At 56.9% G+C, this 23,059-nt stretch carries 24 protein-coding genes; 7 read left to right on the top strand and 17 right to left on the bottom strand.

Annotated elements, in window-relative coordinates; all coding sequences use genetic code 11:
* Positions 1-2: 2 nt before the first annotated feature.
* Positions 3-464 (bottom strand): 50S ribosomal protein L13, encoded by a 462-nt coding sequence (rplM, locus tag HKX44_RS04320; RefSeq protein ID WP_025044640.1) that lies wholly within the window; start codon positions 462-464, stop codon positions 3-5.
* A gap of 188 nt (positions 465-652) precedes the next feature.
* Positions 653-2,083: a PLP-dependent aminotransferase family protein gene (locus HKX44_RS04315; protein ID WP_276150064.1), complete on the bottom strand. Its 1,431-nt coding sequence runs from the start codon at positions 2,081-2,083 to the stop codon at positions 653-655.
* A 98-nt stretch (positions 2,084-2,181) separates the two neighbouring features.
* Here HKX44_RS04315 and HKX44_RS04310 point away from each other — a divergent pair, with 98 nt between their 5' ends.
* The gene (locus HKX44_RS04310; RefSeq protein WP_276150063.1) at positions 2,182-2,412 is read left to right on the top strand and encodes a DUF1127 domain-containing protein; all 231 of its coding nucleotides are present in this window, start codon (positions 2,182-2,184) and stop codon (positions 2,410-2,412) included.
* Between the two features lie 96 nt (positions 2,413-2,508).
* On the opposite strand, the gene HKX44_RS04305 is transcribed toward HKX44_RS04310, so the two are convergent.
* A complete protein-coding gene (locus HKX44_RS04305) occupies positions 2,509-2,937 on the bottom strand; it encodes a PaaI family thioesterase (RefSeq protein ID WP_276150062.1) in 429 nt (142 codons plus the stop codon).
* A gap of 59 nt (positions 2,938-2,996) precedes the next feature.
* Here HKX44_RS04305 and HKX44_RS04300 point away from each other — a divergent pair, with 59 nt between their 5' ends.
* From HKX44_RS04300 to gluQRS, 4 genes are all read left to right on the top strand, one after another.
* Positions 2,997-3,782: an enoyl-CoA hydratase gene (locus HKX44_RS04300; protein WP_276150061.1), complete on the top strand. Its 786-nt coding sequence runs from the start codon at positions 2,997-2,999 to the stop codon at positions 3,780-3,782.
* A 344-nt stretch (positions 3,783-4,126) separates the two neighbouring features.
* A complete protein-coding gene (gene trmFO / locus HKX44_RS04295; protein WP_276150060.1) occupies positions 4,127-5,476 on the top strand; it encodes a methylenetetrahydrofolate--tRNA-(uracil(54)-C(5))-methyltransferase (FADH(2)-oxidizing) TrmFO in 1,350 nt (449 codons plus the stop codon).
* 9 nt (positions 5,477-5,485) lie between these two features.
* A complete protein-coding gene (locus HKX44_RS04290; protein WP_276150059.1) occupies positions 5,486-6,094 on the top strand; it encodes a methyltransferase domain-containing protein in 609 nt (202 codons plus the stop codon).
* The gene (gene gluQRS / locus HKX44_RS04285) at positions 6,091-6,960 is read left to right on the top strand and encodes a tRNA glutamyl-Q(34) synthetase GluQRS (RefSeq protein ID WP_276150058.1); all 870 of its coding nucleotides are present in this window, start codon (positions 6,091-6,093) and stop codon (positions 6,958-6,960) included. Before HKX44_RS04290 ends, gluQRS begins: the two co-directional genes overlap by 4 nt.
* Before the next feature lie 27 nt (positions 6,961-6,987).
* Here gluQRS and hisI read toward each other — a convergent pair whose 3' ends face one another.
* The gene (gene hisI / locus HKX44_RS04280) at positions 6,988-7,344 is read right to left on the bottom strand and encodes a phosphoribosyl-AMP cyclohydrolase (protein ID WP_276150057.1); all 357 of its coding nucleotides are present in this window, start codon (positions 7,342-7,344) and stop codon (positions 6,988-6,990) included.
* Between the two features lie 74 nt (positions 7,345-7,418).
* On the opposite strand from hisI, the gene HKX44_RS04275 reads away from it, so the two are divergent.
* Entirely contained in the window at positions 7,419-7,868 is a 450-nt protein-coding gene (locus tag HKX44_RS04275) for an iron-sulfur cluster assembly scaffold protein (RefSeq protein WP_276150056.1), read from the top strand.
* 212 nt (positions 7,869-8,080) lie between these two features.
* Here the strand turns inward: HKX44_RS04275 and HKX44_RS04270 are convergent, their stop codons facing one another.
* The 5 genes from HKX44_RS04270 to HKX44_RS04250 form a co-directional block, all read right to left on the bottom strand.
* A complete protein-coding gene (locus HKX44_RS04270) occupies positions 8,081-8,209 on the bottom strand; it encodes a hypothetical protein (RefSeq protein ID WP_276150055.1) in 129 nt (42 codons plus the stop codon).
* A 97-nt stretch (positions 8,210-8,306) separates the two neighbouring features.
* Entirely contained in the window at positions 8,307-10,397 is a 2,091-nt protein-coding gene (gene recG / locus HKX44_RS04265) for an ATP-dependent DNA helicase RecG (RefSeq protein ID WP_276150054.1), read from the bottom strand.
* Positions 10,394-12,514, bottom strand: a complete 2,121-nt coding sequence (gene ligA, locus HKX44_RS04260; RefSeq protein WP_276150053.1) for an NAD-dependent DNA ligase LigA — start codon at positions 12,512-12,514, stop codon at positions 10,394-10,396. The genes recG and ligA overlap by 4 nt, the downstream gene beginning before the upstream one ends.
* 90 nt (positions 12,515-12,604) lie before the next feature.
* Positions 12,605-13,312, bottom strand: a complete 708-nt coding sequence (locus HKX44_RS04255; RefSeq protein ID WP_276150052.1) for a response regulator transcription factor — start codon at positions 13,310-13,312, stop codon at positions 12,605-12,607.
* Positions 13,313-13,420: 108 nt separating this feature from the next.
* On the bottom strand, positions 13,421-13,699 hold the full coding sequence (locus tag HKX44_RS04250) for a DUF1153 domain-containing protein (RefSeq protein WP_276150051.1): 279 nt from the start codon (positions 13,697-13,699) through the stop codon (positions 13,421-13,423).
* Between the two features lie 127 nt (positions 13,700-13,826).
* Here HKX44_RS04250 and mnmA point away from each other — a divergent pair, with 127 nt between their 5' ends.
* The gene (gene mnmA, locus HKX44_RS04245; RefSeq protein ID WP_276150797.1) at positions 13,827-14,969 is read left to right on the top strand and encodes a tRNA 2-thiouridine(34) synthase MnmA; all 1,143 of its coding nucleotides are present in this window, start codon (positions 13,827-13,829) and stop codon (positions 14,967-14,969) included.
* A 92-nt stretch (positions 14,970-15,061) separates the two neighbouring features.
* Here the strand turns inward: mnmA and lpxB are convergent, their stop codons facing one another.
* The 8 genes from lpxB to rseP all read right to left on the bottom strand — a co-directional run bounded on the left by lpxB (position 15,062) and on the right by rseP (position 23,057).
* Entirely contained in the window at positions 15,062-16,222 is a 1,161-nt protein-coding gene (lpxB, locus tag HKX44_RS04240; protein ID WP_276150050.1) for a lipid-A-disaccharide synthase, read from the bottom strand.
* Complete coding sequence (gene lpxI, locus HKX44_RS04235) at positions 16,219-17,019, bottom strand: UDP-2,3-diacylglucosamine diphosphatase LpxI (RefSeq protein ID WP_276150049.1); 801 nt, start codon at positions 17,017-17,019, stop codon at positions 16,219-16,221. The genes lpxB and lpxI overlap by 4 nt, the downstream gene beginning before the upstream one ends.
* Positions 17,016-17,798: an acyl-ACP--UDP-N-acetylglucosamine O-acyltransferase gene (lpxA, locus tag HKX44_RS04230; protein ID WP_276150048.1), complete on the bottom strand. Its 783-nt coding sequence runs from the start codon at positions 17,796-17,798 to the stop codon at positions 17,016-17,018. Before lpxA ends, lpxI begins: the two co-directional genes overlap by 4 nt.
* Entirely contained in the window at positions 17,795-18,268 is a 474-nt protein-coding gene (gene fabZ / locus HKX44_RS04225) for a 3-hydroxyacyl-ACP dehydratase FabZ (protein WP_276150047.1), read from the bottom strand. The genes lpxA and fabZ overlap by 4 nt, the downstream gene beginning before the upstream one ends.
* 71 nt (positions 18,269-18,339) lie before the next feature.
* Positions 18,340-18,909: an OmpH family outer membrane protein gene (locus HKX44_RS04220; RefSeq protein WP_276150046.1), complete on the bottom strand. Its 570-nt coding sequence runs from the start codon at positions 18,907-18,909 to the stop codon at positions 18,340-18,342.
* A gap of 14 nt (positions 18,910-18,923) precedes the next feature.
* On the bottom strand, positions 18,924-21,281 hold the full coding sequence (gene bamA, locus HKX44_RS04215) for an outer membrane protein assembly factor BamA (protein ID WP_276150045.1): 2,358 nt from the start codon (positions 21,279-21,281) through the stop codon (positions 18,924-18,926).
* 142 nt (positions 21,282-21,423) lie between these two features.
* The gene (locus tag HKX44_RS04210) at positions 21,424-21,549 is read right to left on the bottom strand and encodes a hypothetical protein (protein WP_276150044.1); all 126 of its coding nucleotides are present in this window, start codon (positions 21,547-21,549) and stop codon (positions 21,424-21,426) included.
* A gap of 161 nt (positions 21,550-21,710) precedes the next feature.
* Positions 21,711-23,057, bottom strand: coding sequence for an RIP metalloprotease RseP (gene rseP / locus HKX44_RS04205; protein WP_276150043.1), 1,347 nt, complete (start codon positions 23,055-23,057; stop codon positions 21,711-21,713).
* Positions 23,058-23,059 lie beyond the last annotated feature (2 nt).

Here is a 23,059-nt window from a genome sequence, read left to right as displayed (position 1 = left end):
GTTCATGCACTCCGCGTGTTTTTGGGGTTCATGGCTTTAACGTCCAGAACTTCGGGGTTTTGCGCCTCATGACCATGTTCGGTCCCTGCATAAACGCGCAGGTTGGTCATGATCTGACGGCTCAGGCGGTTGCCGGGCAACATACGTTTGACCGCAAGGGTCACAACGCGCTCAGGGTGTGCGCCTTCGAGGATCTGCGCTTTGGTGCGCTCTTTGATCCCGCCCGGGTGGCCGGTGTGCCAGTAGAATTTTTCATCCCGCTTTTTGCCGGTCATCTGGACTTTTTCAGCATTGATGATGATGACATTGTCACCACAATCCATGTGAGGCGTGAAAGAAGGCTTGTGTTTGCCGCGCAGGCGCATGGCAACAATTGACGCAAGACGGCCAAGCACGACGCCTTCGGCGTCAATGATGATCCATTTCTTGTCAATGTCAGCCGGTGTTGCTGAGAAGGTTTTCATCGGAGATTCCTAAAAGATTAGTGGCAAACGGCAAGAGCCCCCTGCGCAGTAGTGATGGACGGGTTATATAGCCGGAATTGACGTGGTCAAGTCGCGCATGAAGGATTTAAATGTTTTAAATCAACAGCTTGTAAAATAGGTATAATGATACCCCAGTGTATGGGGTGATTTTACTGCCCGCTTCACACCTAGACTCCGATTTCTTCCGGCGGATTGTCCAGCAACCGGCGCAAACGCTCCATCGCGGCCTCAAAACTGCGCAGCGATACGCCCCCGTTTACGGCCATGCGCACCGCATGGGGGCTTTGCGCGTCGCGGCCTGCAAATTCTTCAGCGGCCCTGATCTGCACACCTTCCTTTTCCGCCGCCAGACAAAAGGCCGAGGCCCGCCACCCCTGCGGCAGTTGCAACCACAGGAACGGCACATCATTTCGCCAGCGCAGATCGAAACCACCCAATGTGTTCACCGCAATCTTGACGTATTTCTCTACGCCCAACCGCGAGGCCTCCATGATCTGGGGCAGGTCTGGATGGCCTAACAAGGCGGCGGTCAGATCAAGCATCGGTGTCGCCAATCCGAAAAACCCGTGTTCGGCGGATCTGTGCAATGCGGCAGACATGCCTCTGGGCCCAATTGCACAGCCGATCCGCAAGGCCGGCGTGACAGATTTGGACAGGGAACTGACATACCACCCCCGCTCTGGCGCAAGCTGGCGATACCCCTCACCTTCGGCCCGCCCCATCCGATAACAGTCATCTTCCAGAATTTGCAGGTCTGCCTTGCGCGCCACATCGACCAAGGCCAGCCTGCGCGCCATTGGTGTAAACCCGCAGGTCGGGCTGTGGACCTCCGGCGAGGTACAAAGCACCTGCGCCTCAGGATGACGTTCGGCGGCTTCTGCAAGGGCCGCAGGGATAATCCCATCCTTATCGCAATTGATTGGTACAACATCTGCACGCATCAATTCAGCGGCACGGCGAAACCCGGGGTAAGCCAGCTCCTCCACAAAAACGACCGGCCGCCGGCCCCGTAAAACCGTTTGAAACACCAGCAGGATTGCATTTTGCCCGCCGTGGGACAGTACGATATCGTCAGGATCAATCTGGCCGATCGGGGCACCATGTAGCCAGCAAGCCATTGCCTCGCGGGCGGGTCGCGCACTGCGCCGCGACGGATAATGCATCATCCCCGATGGCGGGTCTTGTGCAACTTCTGTCAATAACTGGCGGATCAGCCGGGCCTGCCCCCCGTTGGGCAGATGGGGCGAAAACAGATTTACTGAATTGAAATCACCAGTGGAATTGTGGTGAACCGTGTCGATCTCGATCAGGTTCAACGGCAGCTCACCGGCTTCCTTATCGATGGTGGTTGCGGGATCACTGACAAAGGTCCCCCGCCCGACTTCCGCATGTAGCACACCGCTGTCGGTCAACACGGTATAGGCCCGCGCGACCGTGCCCGGCGTGATCTGCAATTGCCAGGCCAGCTCGCGGACCGGCGGCAGTTTTTCACCAACACTCAGTCCGCCGGCTGCGATCTGGTCACGGATCATCGCAACAACAGCTTTGTACTTGGGTTTGGACTCGCGTAGCATCTCTTTGGCCCAAATTGTACCCATTACAATATTTCCCTAGCAGCTTTGTATCAATATTCGTATCGTTGAATTGTAGCAATCAACCATATTGTGTCAATACAATTCGACTAAGGAGTTTTCCCATGACACTCACCAAACCGATACCGACCGATGCCACAGGCATTTTCTCACAGCAGGCCACGCCCGTCGCGGCAGAGCTTGCGGTCCGTTTCGCTGTTCTGGTGACGAAATGGGCCACGCGCCGCCGCACCCGCCTCGCACTTTCGCAGCTTGAGCCGTGGCAGTTGAGCGATGTGGGACTAACGCCGGCTGAGGCTCGCAAAGAGCATCACCGCGTGTTCTGGCGGGTGTAGCATCCCCGTGGCATTCGCCAGACCTCTTCCAACTGGGCCGGAGCTTTCCGGCCCATTTTTCGTATTTAAATAATATGCTTACCGTGCAAATCACTCCTAACCCATTGATTTGGGTGGAATCGCGTAGGTAAGACTGGCCCGCGCAACCGGCGCATCCAAACCTTCGGAAAACAGCAAAACATCTGTCACTGACAACTGTTTGCCCAGCTTCAACAGCCGCGCCTTGGCAATTAGCGGCACGCCGGCTTCGGGCTTGCGCATGAAATCAATCGAGCAGTTTGTGGTCACGGCCAGCGCCTTGGGGCCAATATGGGCCAGGGTCACCACATAAGCCGCAACATCCGCCAGACCGAACATGGACGGCCCTGAAATTGTACCGCCGGGGCGCAAATGCTTGTCTGACGTCAGCAAGCGCATTGTCACCGTGTCGCCCTCAACCTCGTCAACACAGAAATCATCCGCGACCTGCTCAAAGACCTGTCCCAGAAAATCGTTCAATTGCTGTACTGTCATCACTGCGGCCATGCTTGTTCTCCTCCCATGTTTCCCCCTAGAGTTGGCGCAGAAAAAACAGGGGTGACAAGATGGCAATTCTGCAAATGACGCAACGTGGACCCGTTGCCGAACTGACAATGAACGCGCCTGAACGGCTGAATGCCCTGTCAGACGAAATGCTGGATGCGCTCCAGACAAGGCTGGATCAGCTAGCAACTGATCCCAAGGTGCGGGTGATTACACTGGCCGGCAGCGGCAAGGCCTTTTGTGCAGGCCATGATCTGCGCCAGATGACCGCGATGCGTCAGGCACCAGATGACGGCGCGGCGGCGTTCAAAGACCTGTTTGACCGCTGCGCCCGTGTGATGGCGCGGATACAGTCCATGCCACAGCCGGTGATCGCCCAAGTGCATGGCATTGCCACTGCCGCCGGATGCCAGTTGGTGGCGACTTGCGATATGGCCGTGGCGGCTACGGGCACAAGGTTTGGCGTAAATGGTGTAAACATCGGTCTGTTCTGTTCCACTCCCATGGTCGCCCTGTCGCGCAACATCCCCCGCAAACAGGCGTTCGAAATGCTGACGACTGGCGGTTTTATCACCGCAGAGCGCGCCGAAACACTGGGGTTGATCAACCGCACTTGCGCGCCAGAAGACCTTGCCAAAGAAACCGCCCAGCTGGCAGATCTGGTCGCCTCCAAACTGGGCGCCGCGGTAAAGATTGGCAAAAGCGCGTTTTACAACCAGATGAGCATGACCCCTGCGGATGCCTATGCCTATACCGGTGATGTCATGGTGGAAAATGTGCTGCGCGATGACACCGCTGAAGGCATCAATGCTTTCCTTGAAAAGCGGGATCCAGACTGGGATCAGTGATTGTTTCCAGAACTGTCCGCAATTGTTGCAAAATCAGGGCTATCAATTAGGGCACAATTGGGGCATGTTTGTGACAGAGCGCAGATGCGCCTGACTATTTTGGGTCGCCGCCAAGCAGAAGGTCCCTCCAGATCAGCCTCTCACTGATCGACCATCCCTGCAGCGGCGACCCCAAATCAGCCCCCTTTCCCGAACTGATGTCTATACGGCCCATTGCGCCCGTGCGGTGGCTGCCCTAAATCCCAACAAACACCTTTCGATCGCTTTGTCCTGCAAAACGCGCCCTCTTGTGGCCGATCATAACGGATAAACGGATCAACCTCAAAAAACCGCAAAGGGCTGACATGGACACCTTACACATCATCGGCGGCGGCATGGCCGGATCAGAGGCCGCATGGCAGGCAGCAAATGCTGGCGTCCAAGTTGTCATCCATGAAATGCGCCCCGATGTCGGCACATTTGCCCATCAGACGGGGTTGTTGGGGGAAATGGTGTGTTCCAATTCCTTCCGCTCGGATGATTCAGAACAGAACGCCGTGGGCTTGCTGCACTGGGAAATGCGGGCAGCAAACGGGTTGATCATGGCAACCGCGGACAAACACAAACTGCCTGCCGGTGGCGCGCTGGCGGTGGACCGCGACCCTTTTGCCCAATCGGTCACCGACGCCCTCATGGCCCATCCGAATGTGACCGTAGAATATGGCGAGATCACCGAGCTGCCGAGCAAGGGCCAGTGGATCATCGCAACCGGCCCGCTGACCTCTGGCGCATTGGCCCAAGCGATTGCGGCTGAAACCGGTGCCGAGGCATTGGCTTTTTTCGATGCCATCGCGCCCATCATCTATTTCGACAGCATCAACATGGACGCCGCTTGGATGCAGTCGCGCTATGACAAGGGCGAGACCGAAGAAGAGCGCACAGCCTATCTCAACTGCCCGATGTCGAAGGACCAATACGAGGCCTTTATTGACGCGCTGTTAGCTGCGGATAAAACCGAATTTCGCGAAGGCGAAACTGCGGGGTATTTCGACGGGTGCCTGCCGATCGAGGTGATGGCAGAGCGGGGTCGCGAAACCCTGCGGTTCGGTCCGATGAAACCGGTTGGCTTGACCAACCCTCATCAACCCGACGTCAAAGCCCATGCGGTGGTACAGCTGCGCCGCGACAACAAACTGGGCACGCTTTACAATATGGTCGGTTTTCAAACCAAGATGAAGTACGGCGCGCAAACGGATGTTTTTAAAATGATTCCCGGCCTTGAGGATGCCTCCTTTGCACGGCTTGGTGGCATCCATCGCAACTCATTTATCAACTCTCCAACCTTGCTGGATGACCAGATGCGCCTGCGCTCTCGCCCAAATATCCGCTTTGCCGGACAGATCACCGGCGTCGAAGGTTATGTCGAAAGTGCCGCCATGGGGCTGCTTGCCGGACGGATGGCCGCCGCAGAACTGCTGGGCGGCACCGCCCCGACCCCGCCAAACACCACGGCGATGGGGGCCTTGATCACCCATATTACCGGTGGCGCTGACGCCAAAACTTTCCAGCCGATGAACGTGAATTTTGGTCTATTCCCGCCAGTCGAGGGTTTGAAATCGGGACGACGGGGTCGCAAGGACCGCTACAAAGCCTATACGGATCGTGCCAAAGTCGATTGGCAAGCATGGCTGGACAGCGCTAAATCGCCCGCCTAAACTCTTAGGATGACGGAAACTTTTCTGACCAAGGTCTATAACGTCAACGGCGAGGACGAGACCCGCGAAATCTATGATGCCTGGGCCAAGAGCTATGAGGCCGAAGTTGGCGAGAATGGCTATGCCACACCGGGGCGCTGCGCGGCGGCCCTGGCCAGCGTGACCCAGGACTTGGACGCGCCGCTGCTGGACTTTGGTTGCGGCACCGGATTGGCCGGTCTGGCGTTGAAACTTGCGGGCTTCACAGCAATTGATGGCGTTGATTTATCAAAGGAAATGCTGGCGCAGGCCGACAGGAAAAACATCTATCGCGAAACGCGGCAGGTTGAGACTGCTACATCCATAGAGGCCGGAAAATACCAGAATATCGCCGCGGTCGGTGTCATTGGTGCCGGTGCCGCGCCAATTTCGGTGCTGGATATGCTGATGAACGCGTTGCCACGCGACGGGCGGTTGGTTTTTTCCTTTAATGATCACACGCTGGAGGATCCGGTGCATGAGGCACGGGTCAACGAATGGACCGATTGTGGTGCCGCGCGTTTGCTGTTGCGCGAACAGGGCCCACACCTGCCAGCCATGAACATGCAGTCAATCGTATATATCCTTGAAAAAGCGTGACTTTTAGAACCCGTTTTGCCCCGTCTCCAACCGGGCCCCTGCATCTGGGCCATGCCTATTCCGCAAAGTTGGCCTATGATATGGCCGTGGCGCAGGGTGGCGAGTTTCTGCTGCGGATCGAAGACATTGACCAAAGCCGTGCGCGGCCCGCTTGGGAGGCGCAGATTTATGACGATCTGGCGTGGCTTGGGTTGCGCTGGCCCCAACCCGTGATGCGCCAGTGCGAAAGGTTACGGGTTTACAGCGCGACGCTGAACAAGTTGTGGAGGCAAGGCGTGATTTATCCCTGCACCTGCACCCGCGCAGATATGAAAGCCGCGCTGTCCGCCCCGCAGGAAGGTGTGCCCACCCATGGCCCTGACGGGGTGATCTATCCCGGAACATGCCGCCCGTCTGCGCCCGCCCAAAACACCGCGCGCCCAATGGATAAGGTCGCCTTGCGCCTCAATATCCGGGCCGCAGTGCAGGACCCAGATCAACAATTTCAATTCCTTGAAACCGGTGCCGGCCCGCTGGGCGAAACCGGCCTCATCACTTTCACCGCGCGGGACGTGATCACCCATATTGGTGATATCGTTTTGGCGCGCCGTGACATGGGAACATCTTATCATCTCGCCGTGGTGCTGGATGATGCTGCCCAAGAAATCAGCCATGTCGTTCGGGGCGCTGATCTGTTTGAGGTGACAAAAATCCATGTTGTCTTGCAAAACCTGCTGGACCTGCCAGTACCGACCTATCACCATCACAGGCTCGTCAGGGACGACACCGGCAAGAGATTGGCAAAACGCGATGATGCGCGGGCCATATCCCTCTTTCGAAAAGATGGGTATTCGCCTCAAGAATTACATTCAAATTTAATGCCTTAAGGGGTTAAATTAATCCATAACCTTAACTCAATCCAGCGTCAGAATCTCCACAGTTTCACCGTCCTTTACGGCGCGGTAAAAACAGTGCCGACGTCCGGTGTGGCAGGCCGCGCCGATCTGGTTCACCAGTACCAACAGGCAATCTTGATCACAGTCAAAACGAAACTCCACCAATTCCTGAGTATGGCCGCTGGTCTCTCCCTTGATCCAGAACGATTGACGTGACCGGCTCCAATAGGTGACGCGGCCAGTTTCAAGCGTGCGCTCAATGCTCTCGGCGTTCATCCACGCGAGCATCAGCACTTCTCGGCTTTCCGCGTCTTGCGCGATGGCCGGAATCAGACCAGCGTCATTAAAAGTCAGTTCAGCGGGATTAAATGGCATGGCTGGCACCTTTCGGGAATTTGCATCTGCGGACGGGAGGGTTATGTAGGCAATAGGCGGCGAAGGAAACAGGCATGTCTGGCGATACCGATCTGATCAAACTTTATTCGGGGCGCATTTTGGCGCTGGCGGCGGACATCCCGCATTTGGGGCGGCTTGAGTCCCCCGATGCCACGGTCAAACGACGTTCACCGCTTTGCGGATCTGCGGTGACTGTGGACGTTCGGGTAAGGGGTGGGCAGTTGGCCGATCTGGGGCAGGACGTCAAAGCCTGTGCTTTGGGACAGGCTGCCGCTGCGATTGCCGGCGGCAGTGCAATCGGCGCGTCATTTGCGCAGGTAACCAAGGGCCGTGACCAGCTTTTGGCCATGTTGAAGGACGGCGGGCCGGTTCCTGATGCGCCTTTTGGGGGATTCGAGGTACTGTCCCCTGCGGTCGAGTTCAAAAATCGCCATGCTTCGATCATGTTGAGCATGGAAGCCTTGGCCGAAGCGATGGATCAAGCGAGGCAGCCTCAAGACTGATCCACGATCCCGCGCGGCCTTTTCACCTGTTTGACCTAAAAAAACGCCGCACATCCAAAAGGATGGCGGCGTGAGGAAAGCGTTTCTTACGGGGACCCGGTTTAGCCTTGGGGAATGAACCCCACGCCGGTTACGGACAGGCAGTTCCAATCGGCAGCATCAATTTGGGACGGATGCAAAGGGGTAAAACGGCATAAGATCGCAGGCAGAAATCAAACAAATACAGGCAGGTAAAGACCGACAACAAGCATCACAACAAGGGCTGCCGCACCAACCGCATCCTGTACAATCGTGTCTTGTGACCGTGTAGCGATGGATTTTAGCGTTTTTAACGTTGTCATCTGAACCTCCGTATCTGTTGCCTATTTGTTCTCATTTCTTCTACCGCATGTAAAGAACTTTTTGAGAACATTTGCGAACAAAGTGAACACCTGGAGGTTAACCTACTGAAATCAAACGGATCGCCTCGTCCTGGCGCATCAGCCAAAGCAGCATACGTGCGGCCTTTCCCCGTTCGGTGGTCAATTCGGGATCGTCGGACAGCAATTTGCGCGCATCCGATTGGGCCACAGCCATCAAGCCCGCCTGCCGTTCAAGGTCTGCCACCTTGAACCGCGGGACACCGGACTGTGCGGTGCCGATCAAATCACCCGTGCCGCGCATCTTCAGATCGGTTTCGGCGATGACAAACCCGTCTTCGGTTTGACGCAGCACCTCAAGCCGTTGCCGTCCGGTTTCTGTCAACGGGGCCTGATACATGAGCAAGCAAGTCGAAGCGCCCTTGCCCCGTCCGACCCGGCCCCGCAGCTGATGCAACTGTGCCAGACCAAAGGTTTCAGCACGCTCGATCACAATAATTGTGGCGTTTGGTACGTCGACGCCCACTTCGATCACCGTTGTCGCCACCAGAACCTGCGTTTCACCCTTTTGAAAAGCCCGCATCGCGGCATCCTTTTCAGCGACGGGCATCTGACCATGCACCAGACCGACGACACCCTCGCCAAGTTCGGCGCACAACCGTTTGAAACGTTCCTCTGCGGCAATCAGATCACTGACCTCGCTTTCCTCGACCAAGGGGCACACCCAATAGCACTGTCGACCCTCGGAGACCGCAACGCGCAGGCGCTGCACGACCTGCGCCAGCTTTTCTGTGCTGATCAATGCCGTCGTTATGGGTTGTCGTCCTGGCGGTTTTTGATCGAGTACTGAAACATCCATGTCGCCGTATTGCGCAAGGGCCAGAGAGCGCGGGATTGGCGTTGCAGTCATAACCAAGACATCCGCGCGGTCCCCCTTGCGGCCCAATTCCAACCGCTGGCGCACCCCGAACCGATGTTGTTCATCGACAACCGCAAGCCGCAGGTCAGAAAACACGACGTCCGCCTGAAACACAGCATGTGTGCCCACCAGAATCTGTATGTTGCCAGCGGCCAAAGCGGACAGTTTGGCCTTTCGGTCACTGGCCTTGTCCCGCCCAGTCAGTATCTCAAGCACGACACCAGCCTCTTCGGCCAAAGGGCGCAGGCCCTGTAGATGTTGGCGCGCAAGTATTTCTGTGGGGGCCATCAACACCCCCTGCCCGCCGGCCTCGACAGCGGCGAGCAGGGCCATAAATGCAACCAATGTTTTGCCTGCGCCAACATCCCCTTGCAGCAAGCGGTTCATCCGCTGGGGCTGCGCCATATCCGCAGAAATTTCCGAAATCGCACGTGTTTGCGCCTCCGTCGGGGTGTACGGAAGCGATTCTAGGACCCGCGCTTGTAACCGCTGATCGCCCTTCGTAATCCGCCCCATTTTTCGCCGTTCGTTCTGGCGGGCCAGCGCCAGCGTAATCTGATGGGCGAAAAGTTCGTCATAGGCCAACCGCTCGCGGGGGCGCGCGGTTGCTGATAAATCTGTAAGCGATTGCGGATCATGCGCCATCCGCACAGCAGCGTCAAAATCGGGCCAATCAGCCTTTTTTTTCTGTTCTAAATCAACCCACTCTGCCATTTTCGGCAAGCGCGCCAAAGCGCCCCGCGTCGCCTTGTACATCAGCTTTTGGGTCACCCCATGCGTTAAGGGATAGACCGGTTCGAAAGGTGGAATCGCATCGCCATCGGTTTCCGGCACGGCGAAATCCGGATGCACCATTTGGGCCACCCCGTCGAAGAGTTCGACCCGCCCGGACACAATCATCCGCGCGCCTTCCGGCAACTGGCGGGCCAGATAATCACCGCGAGCGTGAAAATAGACCAATTGAAAAGCCGTTTCGGCGTCTTCAACATGAATCCGATAAGCCCCGGCCTTGGTGCGCGCCGGCCGGTGCGTGCCGATGGTGACCGAAACGGTCAGGGTTGCCGGCAGGACCGCATCCTTGACGCTTTTACGGAGGCTGCGGTCGGTCCCTGAATATGGCAATGTAAACAATAGGTCACGAGGGGTTTCCACCCCTAACCCGGCAAAGTTCTGTGCCGTTTTCGGGCCGATTCCCTCAAGTGTTTCAAGTCCGGCAAAAAGCGGGAAAAGAGGTTCGGGGCGTTGGCTCATGGCGCGCCAATCAGGCGCAGCCAGCCGTCCTCGTCCATGGTGTCGATCCCAAGTTCCATCGCCTTTTTGGCTTTGGAGCCGGCACCGGGCCCGGCGACCAGAATATCGGTTTTGGCACTGACTGAACCGGACACTTTGGCCCCTAAACGTTCGGCACGGGCTTTGGCTTCGGCGCGGGTCATTTTCTCTAGGGTGCCGGTGAACACGACCGTCTTTCCGGTGACCGGACTGCCCGAAGTGTCGGCCCGTTTGACCGGTTGCACATCTAGCTGCGCAATCAAACGGTTGATCGACGCGCGCTCACGATCCTGCGCAAAGGTGCTGACTAGCGATCCGGCCATTACGCTTCCCACACCGTCGACGCCGATCAGATCATCCCAGGCGCGGCCTTCCTGCGGTGCCGCCTTGTCCATCGCGGTTTCAAAGCTCGGCCAGTCGGCGTAATGCAGCGCAATCAACTTTGACGCCGCTTCGCCCAGATGACGAATACCAAGCGCGAATAGCACCCTGTTCAAGGGTATTTTACGTTTTTCGTCAATTGCTTTGAACAGATTGTTGGCTGATTTTTCGCCCCACCCCTCGCGGTTCTTAAGCTGTTGGATCCCCGCGCCATATTTTTCCTCAAGGGTAAAGATATCAGCGGGTTCAGCGATCCAACCGTCGCCGTAGAATTGTTCCACCTGCTTCGCGCCAAGCCCTTCGATGTCAAATGCGCCGCGTGCAACAAAGTGTTTCAACTTTTCAACCGCTTGCGCAGGGCAAATCAACCCGCCAATACAGCGATGAACGGCATCGCCAGCTTCGCGAATAGCATCTGACCCGCATTGCGGGCAGACATCAGGAAAAACGAAGGGGTCGGCATCCATCGGACGTTTGGACAAATCCACATCAGCAATCTTAGGGATGACATCGCCGGCGCGATAAACCTGCACCCAATCGCCGACCCGGATGTCTTTACCTTCGCGAATTTCGCCGCCCTTGCTGTCCAGACCTTTGATGTAATCCTCGTTGTGCAATGTCGCATTTGACACGACAACGCCCCCCACCGTCACAGGTTGCAACCGGGCCACGGGCGACAAGGCACCAGTGCGCCCGACCTGAATGTCGATTGCGGTTAACCAAGTCCAGGCCAATTCCGCTGCAAACTTATGGGCAATCGCCCAACGCGGCGTAGTCGATCGGAACCCCAGACGGTCCTGAAGCGCAAGGTCGTTCACCTTGTATACAACGCCGTCAATATCATAGCCTAGGGTGGCCCGTTGCTCTTCGATTTTGGTATAATGCTCAATCAGTTGGCTGGGCCCGAGACAAAGGGCGGTCAGCGGGTTGGTTACGAACCCCAACGTTTTCAGTCTTTTTATCGCGCCCTCTTGGGAATCAGCCAAGGGCGCGGAATGATCCCCCCATGCATAGGCGAAAAACCTGAGCGGGCGGGATTTGGTGATTGCACTGTCCAGCTGGCGTAGAGAACCGGCAGCGGCATTGCGCGGATTGGCAAAGGGTTTTCCGCCAACGGCTTCTTGCCGCACGTTCAACGCTTCGAAATCATCATGGCTCATATAAACTTCGCCGCGCACCTCAAGGATTGCCGGAGCATCTACAAGTGTCTGAGGAATATCGGCGATTGTACTGGCGTTGGCTGTAACGTTCTCACCAACCGCACCGTCACCACGTGTCGCCGCCTGAACCAAAACTCCGTCCACATAGCGCAGCGATAAAGACAATCCGTCAATCTTTGGTTCAGCAGTATAGGCCAGTTTCTCCGGACCACTTATCCCCAGATATTTACGGATTCGTTTGTCAAATTCACGCACGTCTTCGGCGTCAAACGCATTGGACAATGACAACATAGCCACCGCGTGGGTCACCTTAGAAAACCCATCAGCCGGCGCGGCACCGATTTGATCTGTCGGGCTGTCCTCGCGCTTCAAGTCAGGAAAGCGTGCCTCGATCTGGGCATTTCGCCGCTTCAGAGCATCGTAGGTGGCATCATCTACGTCAGGATTATCTGCGCTGTGATATGCTTGATTGGCACGGCCCAATACCGCAGCCAAACGCGCCAATTCACCTGCCGCCTCTTCCTGCGTCAATTCCTCTACAACAATCTGTGCTGTCATTGGCCCCCGCCTTGCCTCATTTGTTGGCATCATTGCCCAACAGATAAGTCGGCAGGCAAAGCAGGTCTAGCGTGTTCTGGTGTTATCGACTTAGGCGGATGCGGCCAAATCCATCTGTACTGGCTCAGGATCGCGCAACACATAACTGCGGCCCCAAACAGTTTCGATATAATTGTCACCGCCGGTGGCCGTTGTCAGTTTCTTACGCAGCTTGCAGATAAACACATCAATGATCTTGAGTTCAGGTTCATCCATGCCGCCATAAAGATGGTTGAGAAACATTTCTTTGGTCAGTGTCGTGCCTTTGCGCAACGATAACAACTCAAGCATCTGATATTCTTTACCGGTCAGATGAACCGTTTGATTGTCCACTGCAACGGTCTTGGCATCAAGGTTTACAGCAATCTGTCCGGTTTGGATAACAGACTGTGAATGCCCTTTCGAACGGCGGATAATTGCATGGATGCGCGCAACAAGCTCTTCTCGGTGAAACGGTTTGGTCAGATAGTCATCCGCACCGAAACCGAACCCCTTGATCTTGTTCTCTGTGTCATCTGATCCCGACAGGATAAGGATTGGGGTTTCTATCCGGCTTAACCGCAATTGACGCAGTACCTCGTGACCATTCATATCCGGTAAATCCAGGTCCAGCAGGATCAGATCGTAATCATATAGCTTTGCCAGATCGATCCCTTCCTCGCCAAGGTCAGTTGCATAGACGTTCAGATTGGCATGGGTCAGCATCAATTCGATGCTACGCGAGGTGGTGGGATCGTCTTCGACAAGCAGTACACGCATGGACATTCTCCGTTTGGTCATCTTTGTAGCTGGATGGGCCATTGGAAAAGAAACTGAACAAAAAAGGTTAACCACCCGTTACCGATGTGTACAAACTACACGAACAACTTAAAGTTGTCTATATTTTTGGAGCGATGTTGCCTTAAGTGCCGCCTCACCATGCTCGGTCACCGCCCGCACCCATTCCAAAAACTCATCCTCGCTGATTTGGTACCGCTCAAGGGCTTCGGCTTGACTTAACAACCCATAGACAACCCCGCGCACCACTGCCGCTTTACGCGACGCAACCCATCGACGCGTATTGGCGCTTGGCAAATCGGCCTGGCTCATCACACTGCCATCCGCGAGGGTCACCGACCGCGGGCCATCCACTTTTTTAAGGTACATCAGGACCATCCATTCATTCGAAACGAGATGACCATGCCCCCATCGCCCTTAACGCCGCATGAAGCCCCCCCCTTGTGAGTAGTTAGGATTTTCCTATATTCCACACCAACACCTTCCGGAGACCATGATGCCGCTTGATCAGACCCCACCGCTGAATTCCCTGGGCTTTGCCAAACCTCCCGCTGAAACGCGGGTGGTGGTGGCCATGTCCGGCGGCGTCGACAGTTCGGTGGTTGCCGCCATGTTGGCCGAAGAAGGCTATGATGTTGTTGGTGTAACCTTACAACTTTATGACCACGGGGCCGCGCTGGCGAAAAAAGGGGCCTGTTGCGCTGGGATAGACATCCATGACGCCCGCCGCGTGGCGGAAGATATGGGGTTCCCGCATTACGTGCTGGATTATGAAAACGTGTTCAAAGATGCGGTGATTGATGAATTCGCCGACAGCTATCTGGGCGGTGCGACACCTGTGCCCTGTATCCGTTGCAATGAACGGGTGAAATTCAAGGACCTGCTGGAAACGGCCAAAGATCTTGAGGCGGATTGTATGGCAACCGGCCACTACATCCAACGCAAGATGGGCGCAAAGGGTGCCGAGCTGCACAGCGCGGCCGATGCCAGCCGTGATCAAAGCTATTTCCTGTTCTCAACGACCCCCGAACAACTTGACTACCTGCGCTTCCCGCTGGGGCATCTTCCGTCAAAGGATGACACCCGCGCACTGGCGGCGAAATACGGGCTCGGCGTGGCGATGAAACCCGACAGCCAGGATATCTGCTTTGTGCCGGATGGCGATTACGCCTCCGTGATCCTGAAACTGCGCCCCGAAGCCGCCGATCCCGGCGATATCGTCGATACCAATGGCACGGTCCTGGCCCGCCACGACGGCATCATCAACTACACCGTCGGCCAACGCCGTGGCCTTGGCATTGGCGGGCTTTCCGACCCGCTTTATGTGGTGAAACTGGATGCGGACCGCAAAGAGGTTGTGGTCGGTCCGAAATCCATGCTGGCAACCCGTACCGTGCCGGTGCGCGAAATCAACTGGCTCGGTGATACGCCCCTGACTTCCCGCTCGGAATGGCCCATCGCGGTCAAAGTTCGCTCAACCCGCCCTCCGACTGAGGCCATCCTGCGCCCCCTGTCCGACACCACTGCCGAAGTGGAGCTGTTGACCCCGGAACAAGGTGTCTCTCCCGGTCAGGCCTGTGTGTTCTATGATCCCGAAAGCACCCGAATCTTCGGCGGCGGCTGGATTCACAAAGGCTAAAGAGGCCGGATCTCTTCTCTTTTTGGCTCTAAATACTGCGGGAGTTTGAGGGCAGCGCCCTCAACATATTGATCATGTCGCGCCTTGGCGCGTCAATTTTCCGACAATCCGTCAAGCACTGCCCGCGCGGCACGCAGTCCCGGGGCTTCCCCTCCCTGCCCCAGCCGCTGCATACTCAGCGCCATTGCCTCTTTTTGCGCTTCCGGTGCATCCAAAACGCCCAGCACAGCCTGCGCAATCGGTCCGGGCCGGCAATTGGCACCGACAAACTCAGGTACCGCGCGCGTGTCAGACACCAGATTGACCAGCGTCACCGTATCCACCTTGACCATCCGCCCGATAACCTGACGGCTGATCCAGTTCATGTCATAGGCAATCACCATAGGTGTCGCGCTGGCCGCAAGTTCCAAAGATACCGTACCGGAAGCCGCCAATGCCACATCTGCGGCCAGGAATGCCGCACGTTTTTCGGCCAGTGGATCGGCCACGTCCCGGTCCAACGGGTTCAAAACCACCGGCGGTACGCTCCAGTTTTGCACCAGCCGCCTGATCGCGCCCACTACGGGGGCCGCCGCCGGGATCACCACCCGTATTTCGGGCCTGTCGCGCACCAGACGCGCCACCACTTGCTGGAACACTGGCCCCAACCGCGCCACCTCACTTTGACGTGACCCCGGCAAAACAAGAAGCAGCGGCGCATTGCCAAGACCATGACGGGCGCGAAACGCCGCAGCCTCTGTTGTTGACGCCACTGGCTCGGCCACCACCGGATGGCCGACAAAATCACACCGCATTCCCGCCGCTTCCATATAGGGGGGCTCGAACGGCAACAGGGCCAGAACCTGATCCACAAACCGGGCCATTTTCTCGGCGCGCCCCGGGCGCCACGCCCAAACCGTCGGTGCCACGTAATGCACAGATCTGATGGCACTCTTTTCCTTAACCTGCCGTGCCACCCGCAAAGAAAAATCAGGACTGTCGATGGTAATCAACACGTCGGGCTGCATCGCAATCACAGCTGCTGCCGTTTCATTGATCCGCGCTTTTAATGCGCGGTACTTCGGCAAAATCTCGGCCAATCCCATCACGCTCAGCTCGGACATGTCAAACCGGCTGTCCAGGCCTTCGGCCATCATCATAGGGCCGCCGATGCCCTCAAATGTCACATCGGGTCTCAGCACCTTCAACCCTGCCATCAGCGCCCCGCCCAGCTTATCCCCCGAAGGTTCGCCGGCAAGGATGAAGACTCTCACGCCGCCCCGCCGCGGCGCGCCCAAAGCACCAGACCGTATTTATCTGCCAGCTCTGTACAGCGTGCAGCATCCAGAATGATCACGTCCCCCTCGTCCACCACAACACCGGCCAGTCCCGCCGCATGGGCCGCCTCGAGTGTCGCCGGTCCAATTGTCGGAAGGTCAATCTCTCTGATCTGGCCAATCTTCGGGCCTTTGCACAGGATCGCCCGCCGGCCAGCGGTTTGCGCAGGCAAACTCGCCAACAGGTGATCCGTGCCCCCCATCGTCTCGACACCCAACACCTGACCGGCACCGATCACACAGGCCTGACCGATATCCAACGGTGCCAACCCGGCCAGCACCTCTTCGCCGCGCGCAGCATCCCGGCGCATTTGCGCATCTGGCCAGGCTTCGGACAACATGCCCTGTTCCGCCACCAGATCAGGCAGCAACGTGTCAGCGCCAACAACGTCGAAACCGGTCTGTTCGAAAATCTCCTTCAACACCCGCAAGGCGCCGTTATCTCCTGCCGCCATCGCCTTTTGAAACAAGGGTACCAGCGGCAAGGTCTCACTATCCAGCTTGGAGGGGTCCAAGGCAGGCCGATCAATTGCCCCGCAGAAACACACCCGCGTGACTCCGCGTTCCCCCAACGCCACCAATAGCGAGCCTAGAGTTTCCAACCGGAAGGTCAGATCAACCCCAAGAACATCCGGCAACATGCCCTCATAGGCACAGACCAATGGTGCCACTTCCTGCGCGGCGGCAACTTCTGCGGGCAAACGTCCGCGCCCTGTGATCAGCGCCAGCGTCATTTCGGCGTCAGGAAATGACGGCCAGTTTCAGCCGTAACAAAATCGACGATCTCGCGGACATAGTCGCTTTCGGTTTCATCCCCCAGCCGCACAGCGCGGTCATGGAACGTTCCCTCACCTTGCGCCAGCATCTGAAAGGCCGCCCGCAACGCCGTAATGTCACCGCGCGCAACACCGCGCCGTTTCAATCCAACAAGGTTTAGCCCGTCCAGATCGCCACGCGGCCCCTGCACCAGACCATAGGGAATCACGTCATTTGTCACCATGGTCACAGCCCCGATAATCGCCCCTTTGCCGATACGGACGAACTGGTGAATTCCGGATAGCCCGCCAATGATCACATCATCCTCGATGATACAATGACCGGCCACAGCTACGGAATTGACCACGATCACGCGGTTCCCGATCACCGCATCATGCGCCACGTGACACCCTGCCATAAACAGACAGTCATCACCGATCTGAGTCAGCCCACCACCGCCTTCTGTGCCACAGTTCATTGTGACATGTTCGCGAATACGGTTGCGCTGGCCAATGACAAGGCGGCTGGCCTCGCCCCTGAATTTCAAATCCTGCGGAATTTCGCCAACCACTGCAAAGGAGAAAATCACCGTGCCAGCACCAACTTCGGTGTGACCTGTGACAACCACGTGGCTTTTCAACTCGACATCGGCATTCAGCACCACATCGGGCCCGACAACACAGAACGGTCCAACCTTGGCAGAGGCGTCAATCTGTGCCCCCGCTTCGATCACCGCAGAGGGGTGGATATTGCTCATTTCGGCAAATCCAGCATGGCCATAAACTCGGCTTCTGCCGCCATCTCGCCCTCAACCGTGGCAACACCGGAGAACTTCCAGATCTTGCCACCGGGTTTGCCGCGCACTGTCTTCAGGTCCATGCGCAGCACATCGCCAGGCACCACTTTGCGGCGGAATTTGCAGTTGTCGATGGACATAAAGTAAATCAGCATCTCTTTGTCCATCTGTTCCAGAGCAACACCAACCATCACGCCGGCGGTCTGGGCCATGGCCTCGACAATAGTGACGCCGGGCATGATTGGCGTGCCCGGGAAATGGCCCTGAAAATGCGGCTCGTTCATGGTGACGTTCTTGTAACCAACCGAGGATTGCGTGCCGTTGATCTCTTCCACCTTGTCGACCAACAGAAACGGATAGCGGTGCGGCAGAATGCGCTGAATCATTTGGATGTCAGCGCGCAAAAGTGTGTCGCTTGGGGTCTCGCTCATGTCATGTCCTTTGGTGTCTTGAGGCGTTTTCTAGAGCTATCAACTTCGCCACAGTCGGGCAAGCGTGGCTCTTACTCGGTGCCGCTGCCCAATGTTTCATTCAACAGGGCAATGGCGTCATCTGTGATCTCGATTGCCGAGGCGCTGACGAAAACCGCGCGCAGATCAAGGATCACCGCCGCGTCTGATTTGCGCATCAATTGCTCCAGCACTGGCAAGGCGGCGCGTTCGAATATCTCGCGTTCCTGATCCAGCCGTGCATTCAACGCACGGCTCTTCGCTGCCTGTTCTGAACGGGTTTGCTGAACCTTCTCGTCAAAGGCATTGGCCAGCGCGCGAAACGCATCAGGTTCCATTGTTGTGCGCACCGTCGTAAGCCGCTTTTCCTCGGCCTCCAAATCCGCCTCGATCCTGCGGTTCTCGATCGCCAACTTCGTCCCGGTGGCCTCAACCTCCGCGACAACACGCTTGCCAAAATCGCTGTCACGAAACAAACGATCGGTATCAATGGTCAACACCGGACTGACGATCGTGCCGCGATTCAAGGGCGGCTCGCTGGTGGCTTGCTGAGCAAAGGCCGCTGGCCCCGACGCAAATTGCGCCGGCCCGATCAGAGCCAGCGCAAAAACAAGGGAACGCATCCCGCACAGCATCTTTAGAATTGGGTGCGCAGCGTGATCTCGAAAGATTGCTCTTCGTCAAAATCTTCGCTTTTGAGCGCCTTGGAGAAGTTGAACTGCAATGGCCCCACCGGCGTGCTCCAGAACAGGGATACACCGACGACATGGCGGAATGATCCGGATTCGCCCTGAATATTCCCGCCGTTCAGGTTCACGTCATCCAGATCCCATAGGTTGGCAACGTCATAAAACACGCCACCGGAGATCCCGTATTCTTCTGGCAAGCCCAGCGGGAACTCCGCCTCGAACCGCGCCGCAACATAAAGGTTGCCGCCCAAGGGGTCGTTCGCTGTGCCGCTGGTGTCGCGTGGTCCAATACCACCCGGCTCAAAACCACGAATGATCGATGGTCCCAGCAGGAAACGATCCACAACGCGATTGGTGCCCTCCTGCCATGCCAGCGCCCCGCCTTCGAGGGTCGCACGCAGGGTTACATCTTCGTTAAAGACGCGTTTCTCACCAGTGACCTTGGCAACCGTTTTGATGTATTTGCTGTCCCCGCCCAGACCCGCGAAATCTTGGCTGAACTGGAACAAGACGCCCGCTGTTGGATCCAGCCCGGTGCGCCGGGTGTCATAGGTGTATTCATACCCGATAGACGATGAAATCTGCGCATCAGCTGCAATATCGCCGCCGATGGTCAATCCATTAACGGCTGGATCGCGTGCCAACAGGTCAATCTGTTCCGCAGTATAGCGCAACGACAACCGCCCGTTTTCGCTGACCGGGAACGACAGGGAAGGCTGAATGATCAACCGTTCGGTGTCATAGCTGGCAAAGCTGGAGTTGGTTTCCGCATAATCAACGTTCAGACCAAAGGCCAGATCACGCCCGAGCAAGGCCGGCTCAACAAAGTTGATCCCGTAGCGCGTTGCATCCTCGGCGGTGGATACCGACAGGGACAGTTTTTGCCCCCGCCCAAGGAAGTTTTCCTCGGCAAAGCTGACCGCGACGCCAATGCCGTCGTTGTTGGAGAACGATCCGCCAAAGTTCAATGAACCGGTTGGCTTCTCGACCACATCCACATCCACCACAACCTGTTCGCCGCTCGATCCTTCGCGTGCATTCACCTCAGCTGTCTCGAAGTAGTTCAGCGCCCGGATACGTTCCGCGGCCTGACGAATTTCACGCGGGTTGAATGGATCACCTTCAACACTGTCAAACTGACGCCGGATCACCCGGTCCAATGTTGTTGTATTGCCTTCGATATCAATCCGCTCAACAAAAACCCGCGGACCGCGGCTGATGACATAGGTCACGTCCAAAGTGAGATCGCGGTCGTTCCGACTGATTTGCGGCTCGACCCGCAGGAAATCCACACCATCCCTGATCGCCTGACGTTCAAGACGGGCGATATCCGTCTCGATCAGCGTAGGAGAGTAAATCACACCAGGGCGAATCTTGACGATTTTGCGATAAGTCTCGGCATCCACATTCGGCATTTCGGACTTTACAGATACCGCCCCGAACTTGAACTGCTGACCTTCGGTGATGTTGTAAGAGACAAAGAAACCATCGCGTTCTTCGGTCAACTCGCCGTTCACGGCTGTTGTGCGCATATCGACGTAACCGCGCGACAGATAGAAATCCCGCAACAGCTGTTTGTCTAGGTCGACCTGCCCCTCACGAAAGGTGTCACGCTTCACAAGACGGCGGAAAAAACCGGCTTGTTTGGTGCCAAGCACCCGGCGCAGACGCCGATCGGAATATTTCCGGTTTCCGACAAAACTCAGCCGTTCGATTTCGACATTATCGCCTTCGAAGATTTCGAACACCAGATCGACACGGTTCTGATCACGGCGGATGATGCGGGGCTGGACGCGGGCGGCGATCCGGCCCTCCGAGCTATAGGCCTCTGCGATGGCCGCGGCATCCGCCTTGGCCTGAGACGGATTGAACACGCGCCGTTCGGTTGACCCGATCAATTGTTCCAGTGCGGCATCCTTGATCCGCTTGTTGCCTTCAAACCGTACACGGTTCAACGTCGGCAGTTCGACCACGCTAATTACCAGCGTATTGCCGCGCGGGGTGATCTCGACGCTTTCGAACAGCCCGGAGTTTTGTAATTTCTGATAGGCATCATTCAGCTGACCGCCGCTGACCGGCTGGCCGCGGCTGATTCCTGCGCTGCGCAGAATGGCCGCATCGCCAATCCGGTTGTTGCCGTCAATTTTAACAGAACTGAATTGATATTGCTGCGCTTGAACCGGCACCGAAGTCGCCACCCAAGCCACTGATAACAATGCGCAAACCGAGGCACTGCGTGCAAGCTTGCCAAATGTCGATGTTTTTACCTGATGGAAAGGCACTGCGCCCCACGTGCTCAGTCTCATGGTTTCAACCCAATCGTTAGACTTCATTGGGTTTCTGAGTACGGCAGCCGGGCGGGATTGTCAAAACCCGGAAATGGAAAAACCCACTACATCCTGCCATGCGGTGGTCCGCAAAAACATCATGCTGTGGGTTTGAAGAAAATCAGAGCGCAGCGAGATACGCGCTCGCTGCCAAGGCTGCAGCGATGGTGCCGACATAAAGAACACGGTCCCAGTTAAGCGCCATCAAAAGGCTCAGGCCGCGATAAGAACTTTGAAACGTTTGCATCTGTCCAATCCTTTTCGTTGGATTGTACCTAGCAAGCCTTTACGGCACGATTTTGACGAAATGTGGCGAAACAGTGGCAAAGCACAGAAACTTTCATTCAATCCCTCCCCAATTCCTAAATTTTCTTTGGCGCGCGGCTGCGCCCTGCCCGTCTTTCGCCGTTATGGGCAGAACAGATCATTCCCTAATGCAAAGACCATCAAGCACAGCACCAGCGTCAGACCGATTGTCATCAACACGCGAAGCGCTTTATCGCTTGGCGGTTTGCCCGTCACCGCCTCATAGGCAAAGAAGGTCAGATGCCCGCCATCCAGCGCCGGGATCGGAAACAGGTTCAACAGCCCCACTGCGGTGCTGAGAACAGCAATGAAATAGATGAAGGATTGCGCACCCTGACTGGCCATCGCGCCGGAGGTCTGGGCAATGCCAACCGGCCCGCTCAGGTTACAGGTGCTGATATTGCCGATGATCATTTCACGCAGACCGGACAAGGACCCGGTGATGATGCGCCATGTGTTCTGCACGCCGCCAGACAAGGCCATGCCGATGCTGGGCGTGTCGGTGGCCACGTCAAAGGCCATCCCGCCGGCGATGCCGATACGTAACGCGCGTTTGAATGTGCCGTCATCCTGTGGTTCGTCCACCACTTTGGGCGTCATGGTAAAGGCCAGCGCCTCCCCATCCCGCCAGACATCAAGCGCCAAAGGTGCCCCGTCCGAAGATTCAACCGCGGCTTTCAATTCGTCAAAGGCATAGATCGACGTGCCGTCGATCCCAGTGATCACATCACCAGCCGCCAGACCGGCAGAAATGGCAGCAGATTGTGGCACGACCTGCAAGACAACCGGCGGCAACAGATACGGCCCGTCCACCGATACCTGGCGCCCGTCGCGTCGCACATCGTATGACAGCATCGGGGTTTTGGGCAGGCTGTCGATAAAATCACTATAGGCGGGATCACTCTTTGGGATGGCGCTGCCTTCGACCGCGACGATTTCATCGCCGGCCTGCAGGCCGCCAGCGCCCTGCGGCAAGACGCGCATGTCGCCAACAGTCAAAGGATCCCGTGCCACCCCTGTGCCAAGAGCAACGCCAAAGAAAATCAGGATCGACAGTGCAAAGTTGAACACCGGCCCTGCGGCGACGGTAGCCGCCCGCGCCCAAAGTGGCGCACCGTGCATGGTGTGGCGCGCCGCTTTCGGGTTTTCCGCCACTGCCGCCATCACTGCTTCGTCTTTGCCAGAGGCTGCGTTGGCATCACCCGCAAACTTGACATATCCGCCAAATGGCAGGGCGGCGATTTGCCATTTGGTGCCGCGTTTATCCATGCCTGACCAGATTACCGGCCCGAACCCCAGCGAGAACACATCCGCCTTAATCCCGCACCAGCGGCCTACAATGTAGTGGCCATATTCGTGGATTGCGACAATCACCGAAAGCGCGATGACAAACGCCAACAAAGTCCAGATTAGCCCGCCAAATTGCGGTATCAGCCCAACAATATCCAAAA

Origin of the sequence: Sulfitobacter sp. M05, assembly GCF_029285175.1 — a bacterium.
Taxonomy (GTDB): domain Bacteria; phylum Pseudomonadota; class Alphaproteobacteria; order Rhodobacterales; family Rhodobacteraceae; genus Sulfitobacter.
Note: the sequence above shows the minus strand (reverse complement) of the source record. Positions and strands in the feature narration are given on the sequence as shown.

Excerpts from the sequence above, each read along its gene's own strand:
- rplM (WP_025044640.1), bottom strand. The coding sequence starts at position 464 with ATGAAAACCTTCTCAGCAACACCGGCTGACATTGACAAGAAATGGATC.
- lpxA (WP_276150048.1), bottom strand. The coding sequence starts at position 17,798 with ATGAGCAATATCCACCCCTCTGCGGTGATCGAAGCGGGGGCACAGATT.
- recG (WP_276150054.1), bottom strand. The coding sequence starts at position 10,397 with ATGAGCCAACGCCCCGAACCTCTTTTCCCGCTTTTTGCCGGACTTGAA.
- HKX44_RS04300 (WP_276150061.1), top strand. The coding sequence starts at position 2,997 with ATGGCAATTCTGCAAATGACGCAACGTGGACCCGTTGCCGAACTGACA.
- trmFO (WP_276150060.1), top strand. The coding sequence starts at position 4,127 with ATGGACACCTTACACATCATCGGCGGCGGCATGGCCGGATCAGAGGCC.
- HKX44_RS04255 (WP_276150052.1), bottom strand. The coding sequence starts at position 13,312 with ATGCGTGTACTGCTTGTCGAAGACGATCCCACCACCTCGCGTAGCATC.
- fabZ (WP_276150047.1), bottom strand. The coding sequence starts at position 18,268 with ATGAGCGAGACCCCAAGCGACACACTTTTGCGCGCTGACATCCAAATG.
- hisI (WP_276150057.1), bottom strand. The coding sequence starts at position 7,344 with ATGCCATTTAATCCCGCTGAACTGACTTTTAATGACGCTGGTCTGATT.
- mnmA (WP_276150797.1), top strand. The coding sequence starts at position 13,827 with ATGCCGCTTGATCAGACCCCACCGCTGAATTCCCTGGGCTTTGCCAAA.
- HKX44_RS04310 (WP_276150063.1), top strand. The coding sequence starts at position 2,182 with ATGACACTCACCAAACCGATACCGACCGATGCCACAGGCATTTTCTCA.
- lpxI (WP_276150049.1), bottom strand. The coding sequence starts at position 17,019 with ATGACGCTGGCGCTGATCACAGGGCGCGGACGTTTGCCCGCAGAAGTT.
- ligA (WP_276150053.1), bottom strand. The coding sequence starts at position 12,514 with ATGACAGCACAGATTGTTGTAGAGGAATTGACGCAGGAAGAGGCGGCA.
- HKX44_RS04210 (WP_276150044.1), bottom strand. The coding sequence starts at position 21,549 with ATGCAAACGTTTCAAAGTTCTTATCGCGGCCTGAGCCTTTTGATGGCG.
- HKX44_RS04275 (WP_276150056.1), top strand. The coding sequence starts at position 7,419 with ATGTCTGGCGATACCGATCTGATCAAACTTTATTCGGGGCGCATTTTG.
- HKX44_RS04220 (WP_276150046.1), bottom strand. The coding sequence starts at position 18,909 with ATGCGTTCCCTTGTTTTTGCGCTGGCTCTGATCGGGCCGGCGCAATTT.
- HKX44_RS04305 (WP_276150062.1), bottom strand. The coding sequence starts at position 2,937 with ATGGCCGCAGTGATGACAGTACAGCAATTGAACGATTTTCTGGGACAG.
- HKX44_RS04250 (WP_276150051.1), bottom strand. The coding sequence starts at position 13,699 with ATGTACCTTAAAAAAGTGGATGGCCCGCGGTCGGTGACCCTCGCGGAT.
- HKX44_RS04315 (WP_276150064.1), bottom strand. The coding sequence starts at position 2,083 with ATGGGTACAATTTGGGCCAAAGAGATGCTACGCGAGTCCAAACCCAAG.
- bamA (WP_276150045.1), bottom strand. The coding sequence starts at position 21,281 with ATGAGACTGAGCACGTGGGGCGCAGTGCCTTTCCATCAGGTAAAAACA.
- HKX44_RS04270 (WP_276150055.1), bottom strand. The coding sequence starts at position 8,209 with ATGACAACGTTAAAAACGCTAAAATCCATCGCTACACGGTCACAAGAC.
- HKX44_RS04290 (WP_276150059.1), top strand. The coding sequence starts at position 5,486 with ATGACGGAAACTTTTCTGACCAAGGTCTATAACGTCAACGGCGAGGAC.